The organism is Synechococcus sp. B60.1, assembly GCF_047462555.1.
Classification (GTDB): Bacteria; Cyanobacteriota; Cyanobacteriia; order Thermostichales; family Thermostichaceae; genus Thermostichus.
Map to the genome: position 1 here is coordinate 20,530 of NZ_JANSJN010000026.1, position 6,428 is coordinate 26,957.

Here is a 6,428-nt window from a genome sequence, read left to right on the forward strand (position 1 = left end):
TCCCTACAAGGGACGACGGGAGGGAGGTGGGAATAGGATACCTACCCCAGCAGGGGTAGAGCAAGGGAGCGATCCCCGGCCCTTGTCCCAAAGGGAGAGGGGAACTCTTGAAATTACTTGAAAAAGGTGGTGCGTTGGCGGTGCATCACCACCGATTCCACCAGGCCGATGGCCAGAAAGTTGGTCAACAGAGCCGAGCGGCCATAGCTCAAAAAAGGCAAGGGCAGGCCGGTGATGGGGGCCAAGCCAATCGTCATACCGATATTGACTACCGCCTGAAAGAGGATCATCGCCAACACCCCGATGGCAATGAGAGACCCGAAATTGTCCTTGGCTCCTTGGGCAATCCAGATCAGCCGCGCACACAGAATCCAAAACAGGATCAGCACCGTCAGGGTGCCGACAAAGCCCATCTCTTCCCCAATGGCCGAGAAAATGAAATCGGTGTGCTGCTCGGGGATAAAGTCCAGTTGGGTTTGGGTGCCCTGCTGGATGCCACGGCCCCAGAGCCCACCGGCACCGATGGCGATGCGGGATTGAATCAGGTGGTAGCCGGATCCCCAGGGCTCTTGCATGGGATCGATAAAAATCTCCAGCCGCCGCCGCTGGTAGGGTTTGAGGATGTGCCAGGCCACCTGGCCCAGATGCCCGGAGAGCAGGTTGATCACTCCAAAGGTCATCGCTCCTGTCCACCGCCAAGGCAGCCGCCAAGCCGCTAGGCTCGCCATGCCCAGGCACCAGATCAGCCAGACCCAGAGCATCCAGCTCAACTCCGGGCGGGTGTGCAGGCCGTAGAGAATGGCCCCCACCCCCGGCGACAGCAGCAGGAGGATCCAACTGCCCTTGGCCCCGGCCCAGTAGAGCATGACCAGCAAGATCACCACAAACACCAGGGCGGTGCCCAAGTTGGGCTGCAGGAAGATCAAAACCCAAGGAGGAGCGACGACGGCAACGGCCACCCAGATTTGGCTGAAGTATTTGATTGGCCAGTGGTGCAAAATGGCCGCCAGGGTGATGATGACCCCCAACTTGGCAAACTCGGAAGGCTGTACCTGGACGCCGGCAATGGAGATCCACCGCTCTGCCCCTCCTCCCGCCGTGCCGAAAAAGAGCACTGCAATCAAGCCCGCCAAAGTCAGGCCATAGGTGAACCAATGCCAGCGCAGCAGCCGCTCGTAGGGGATCCGCGCCACCATCGCCAAAAACACCAGGCTGATCCCGGCCATGATCAACTGCTGCAGCCAGTAGTGGCTGATGGGACGCTCCCAGACAGCGCTGCGGATGGCGATGATGCCGATGCCCGTCAAGGCCAGCACCGTGGCCAGCAAAATGCCGTCGAACTCCCGCCAAGGCAACAGGATTTGCTGCAGGAGCTGTTTCCACCTTGACTGGGGGGGCACTTTCGGATCAGCGCTGGACAGGAAGAGGGCCATATCTGATGGAGCGACGCCGGCACCAGTTTATCTCTATTCCCAGCCCTGCAGTTGCTCTAGCCAGGCAGAGAGCCGGGATCCCACCTGTTCTCGGCGCTGCTCAAAATTGGCTGCTGCCCAAATCAAGAGCACCCCCAGCAAGATCCCCATCCCCCACAACAGGATTGGGTCAGTGGTTACCCACAGCCACCCCTGCCGCAAGACGCCCAGGCCAAAGCCCAGGGTGCCCGCCCACAGGTAGGCCCGCACCCGCAGCGCCAAACCCAGTACCCCCAAAGCCAAGCCCAGCCCCACCGGCCAAAACCCCGCCCCCAGTTGCCCGTGGGTTTCGATCAAAGTCAGCAACACCAATAGACCCGACGAGAAGGCCCGCAGCCGGTGCCGACTCTCTCGAGCACCAGCCTGTTGCAGTCCGGGATCCACCTGGGCCACATAGAGCAGGGATCCCACCAGAGGCAGGGCATAGAGGGTCAGGGAAGCCCAATCCTGCTGCCAGCCGTAATTCCACAGGATCCAGTTGCTCAAAAACAAGCTGATGTAGCCCAGGCGCACCTGGGAGCGCCAGATGGCCAAGAAAGCGTAGTAGGCTGCCCCCAGCAACAAATTGCTGTTGTTGTCGCCGCCCGCCGTCACCACCAGGGCCAGCAACGGCGCCACCAAGGCCGTATTTGACCAGGGATCCGCCGGCCAGCCCCACCGTTGCCAGGGCAGAAAGTAATAGAGGAGTCCCAGCCCACAGAGCAGGGATCCGGCCCATTGCTCCACCCTCAAGCTGGGGAAGCCCAGCCACATACTACCCAGGCAGATGCCGACTCCCTGCCAAGCGCTGAGGTGGCACCAGGCCGTTGGCAGCCAGCCCGGCTCTGTCGGGGATCCCGGCGTCGATCTTCTCCCCTGGGCGGCGGCATAGGCCGCCAGGCCGGATCCCGTCAGCACCCAGAGGAGCCGCCCCCACCGGCTGAGGCGAAGATCGAAAAGCGCAGGCCAAAGGACGAGGCTGGCCAGGGCCCAGTTGGCCGAGGCCATCCAGCGCAGCCAAGCTCTTTTAAGCTGCAGGGTCGCCACCAGCCAAGGGGGGCAAAGGCGGTAGACCACTGCCAGGAGCCATCCCAGCAACGCGGTCAGCACCAGTCCATCTCCCCAGGATCCCCCTGTCTGCTGGCTCAGGAAGTGAATCCAGCTCTCGTAGGCAGCCAGTGACATCCCGCAGGCCCCCAGGATCCCCTTCCAGTTGACGGGAGGGTCTTCTTCCGTTCGCATAAGTGGGACGGAGTCCCCACCTTGCTCTTGTGCCCCTGGGATCCCCTGCCCCAGGCCCAACAACACGATGGCCAGGCCTAAGCTGCCCACCCCCGTCAGCTCGCTCCACTGGGCATGGGATCCCAGCCAACCCAGCCCGGCATAGATCAGCGGCCCTGTCTTCCAGCAACTCAGGGTCTGGACTCGCTGCAGGAGCTCTCCCCCGCCGGGGAACAGGAGTTTCTCCGGCCCTATCCAGAAGAGGATCCCCAAGCCTAGGTTGAGGACGGCCCACAGAGGCAGGATGGGACGGGATCCCTGCACAACCCAGAGCAGGATGCCGGTCGCCCCCAGCTCCAAAGCCCAGATCAGCCCGTAGGCGATCCCTTCCACCACCGCCCAGGAAACCGAGCCGGTGGCAGAGTCCGTCCCGTCGGCGCCAACGACCGCCGAGCCACCCCTTGAGAGAGCCACCCCCAGCCGCAGGCCGAGCGCCACCAGGGCCACCCCAGCCGCCAAGGGCAGAGCGCCGGGGAACATGGGCTGCTTGCCGACGGAAATGGGGAGCCGAGAAGGATCCGCCAGGGCCGCCGTTGTCGCCACTGTGAGGGCAAAGAGGAGCACCAACCCCAACAGCAGGCCCCAGCCATCCAGGGCCGGTCGGTAAGCGGCTTGTAGGCGAGAAGAGAGGCGCAAAATTCCGTAGCGACAGCCGCTCAAGAGCAACCCCAGCACCGCCAAGGCCAGCAGCCACTCCGCTTCCGTGAGCGTCGGCAATAGCCGGCTGATTCCCACCAGGCCGATCCCTACACCAAAGGCCACCGCCAGCAGTGCTTCTGGAGTAGGAGAACTGGGAGAGGGAGAAGCCCACAGCCACACCTGAGTTGCCAGCAGCAGCACTCCCAGCCCTAGCCCGAGCAGATCCAGGCCCGGCCTGCCGAGGGTGAGCCCCTGGGCCATCACCAGGGAAAGCACCGCCAGAAGGCGCAGGGATCCCCGCGCCGGAATCCCTTGTCGCCAAGAAAAAGATCCCCCTTGCTCCGGGATCTGCAACCAGCGAGGCATAAACGCCAGGGGCGGCCAGGCCCACACCTGCGCCGCCGTCAAAACCGAGGGCACCGCCAGCCACAGCCAGCCAATGGACTCCGTGCCCTGCGCCAAAAACACAAAGTAGCTGGATCCCAGCAGCACCAGCCCCATCCCTTCGGCGCTCTGCTGCCACAGCCGCACCGGCAGTCCCCCAAAATGTCCTGAGGCTGCCAACAACCGCCCGCCCAGCGCCACCCGCCCCGTCCATTCCAGCAAGCCCAGCAGCAGCAAGATGGCCCCCCAACTGGACAGGCTCCAATCAGGCCAAAGCCAGCGGATCCCCGCCAGAAGCGCCCCCAGCCCATAGGCATGGGTCAGAAATACCCACCCAGCGCCAACCCTGGACTTCTGCCGCAGCCACCAGGCCAGGATGCCAGTACTCAACAGCAAATGCCAAAAGCAAATCGCCGGCTGGGGAAAGCTCAAAAGCAAGAGGGATCCGCCCAGCCCCAACACCAAGCGCTCCGTCGGTTCTGCCAGCGCCGCAAAACCCGCCTCCTCGCCTTCCCGAGGTCTCTGCTGCCAGCGGGCCGCCAGCCCCAGCCACAGCACCTCATAGGGCAACAGCACCAGCCCCAGCAGCCCCCAAACAGAGTCGAGGGGCTGCAACCCACCCGTTAACAGCGCCAGCACGCTCTCCCGCCAGCTTGCCGGCCACACCTGCCAAAAGGCCCAGGCAGTTTCCAGACCCAGCAAAAACAGCAGCGCCAACTCCACCCTCTGCTGACGTTGGCTCAGTCGCCTCGCTAAGAAGCGGATTCCCAGCAGGCTGATGGCCAACACCTGCCAGGCGTTCTCCCCCCAGTCGCTGGCCGCCAGCAGCCAGCCCAAAATCAACAGCACCCCGCTCCACCAGGGCCGCCCCACCTGAGCCGGCTCGTAGTCCTCAGCCGGGCTTTGGGGCAGCCAACCCAAGAGGGCCACCGCCAACCCCAACTGCGACACCTGCACCTGCCCTGAGAGCAGCCCCCGCAAGATCAACAAGGAGCCAGCCGCCCCGATGAGCCACAGCCGGGATCCCCGCAATTCCAGCGAGCGGCGGCTCCAGGTGTAAATCACGGTGCTGAGGATCCCCAAGTAGAGGATCCCAAGGACAAGGGTGGGACGAGACTCCGGCGGCCCTAGGCTCCAGAAGAGGTGTAAACCAGAAAGAGATAAGAAGTTCACCAACGTTCCGTAGAAAGCAGAACCCGCCCCCAGCAAGTCGGCCCGTCGCCAGGCTCCCCACGGGATCCCTATGAGTAACCCCAAAGCAACAGCTCGGATCCCCCACGGGATCCCCAGCCCGTCCAGCGCCCACATGTTGATCGGCAGCAGCAGCAAAGCAACAGCCTCTAAAGTTTGGCTTGTCAGACGCAGCCCGTCCTGCCGCTGCGCCCACCTCGCTCCCACCCCAAACGCCGCCGTATAAGCCAAGAGCACCCCGTACTGAGCTGCCGGGGAAAACTCTTGCCAGCGGCTGGCCGCCAGCACCCCCGAAGAGACCACCACCAAAAACAGGCCCAGGAGCAGCAGCCAAGCTACGCTCAGCTCAGACAGCAAGTTGCGCAACAACACAGCTATCCCCGGGGGAGAGGAGAGCTCCCTAGTTTCGGCTGGCGGCTCTTCCCCCGCCACGACAACCCCAGAGCCGGCCAAGCCAGCATTTCTTTCCCGCAGCATCTGCGGGATCCAGATCAAATCGAGGAGCTGGCCGATCCCCAGCAGCCCAAAAGTCAGCAGCCAGAGCAGCCCTGTGCACCAGCGACCCAGATAGAAGCGGTGCAGACCGCAAAGGCCGAACAAACCTAAAATCCAGAGCACGTAGGCCGAGCCCAGACTGGCTGGGATCCCCCCGCCGACAGAAGTGGCTCCTGGCGCCGATTCCGCCTCCAGCCGATACTGCTCCACCAGATGGCGAAAGTGCTCCGGCGTCAGCAAACCCAGCTCCAGCAAGGCTTGCAACCCCCGCAAAACCTGCTGCCGGGATCCCGAAACGGTGAAGTTGAACGAGTAAGAGCGGGACTGCTCGGCTCCCTCAGGTGGAATGTTATTCTGGGATCCCATGGCCGGATTCTTTGAGCAAAAAGGCTTGGGGCCACTGCTACTCTAAGCCTTGCTCTGTTGGATTGCTATGCTCTTCACAAATGCTCCAGCAAAGCGTGGGTGCTGGGCAGGACGGGGAGAGTCATCAACTGCCCCAGCCGCGAAACGGTGAGCTCCGCCGCCGGCATGGGTTCCGAAACCTGTCCGATGCTGAACACCAGGACTTGGTTGCTGTACGGCAAGATCTCGTCCAAATCCGCCGAGGCAAAAACAATAGCCGTCCCTGCTTGGGCGCGTTCCAGCAATTGACTCCAGACCCACAGCGCCGACTCAATGTCCAACCCCCGCGTTGGCTGTTCCATCAGCAACAGGGTCAGGGTTGACACTCCCACCGACTAAAGTTGGGGGATCCTTACGCAGTCCACAGACGGACTCGCAAAGGCGCTGTCAAGACGCCCCTAGACAGTTCCTTGAGACAGAGCCTCAAGGTTCTGCTTACTTGTTGACTTACAGCCCTGTCTGGGTCTTTCACCGGGGTAGGTGCTTGCTTAGCGGCAGTTGTAGCAATGAACTACCCCACCGCGTAGGCGGGTGGGGTTTCCTCACCCGCTTGACAGCAGAGCTTTTGTCTCTTCTTCTGCC

Annotated in this window: 3 protein-coding genes; all 3 read right to left on the reverse strand. The window is 62.9% G+C overall.

Annotated features, from left to right (window positions below; translation table 11 throughout):
- Positions 1-113: 113 nt before the first annotated feature.
- Positions 114-1,433, reverse strand: a complete 1,320-nt coding sequence (gene rodA / locus NW863_RS04665) for a rod shape-determining protein RodA (protein ID WP_414364812.1) — start codon at positions 1,431-1,433, stop codon at positions 114-116.
- Positions 1,434-1,466: 33 nt separating this feature from the next.
- Positions 1,467-5,807, reverse strand: a complete 4,341-nt coding sequence (locus tag NW863_RS04670) for an NINE protein (protein ID WP_414364813.1) — start codon at positions 5,805-5,807, stop codon at positions 1,467-1,469.
- A 74-nt stretch (positions 5,808-5,881) separates the two neighbouring features.
- The gene (locus NW863_RS04675; protein ID WP_414364815.1) at positions 5,882-6,172 is read right to left on the reverse strand and encodes a hypothetical protein; all 291 of its coding nucleotides are present in this window, start codon (positions 6,170-6,172) and stop codon (positions 5,882-5,884) included.
- Positions 6,173-6,428 lie beyond the last annotated feature (256 nt).

Excerpts from the sequence above, each read along its gene's own strand:
- rodA (WP_414364812.1), bottom strand. The coding sequence starts at position 1,433 with ATGGCCCTCTTCCTGTCCAGCGCTGATCCGAAAGTGCCCCCCCAGTCA.
- NW863_RS04670 (WP_414364813.1), bottom strand. The coding sequence starts at position 5,807 with ATGGGATCCCAGAATAACATTCCACCTGAGGGAGCCGAGCAGTCCCGC.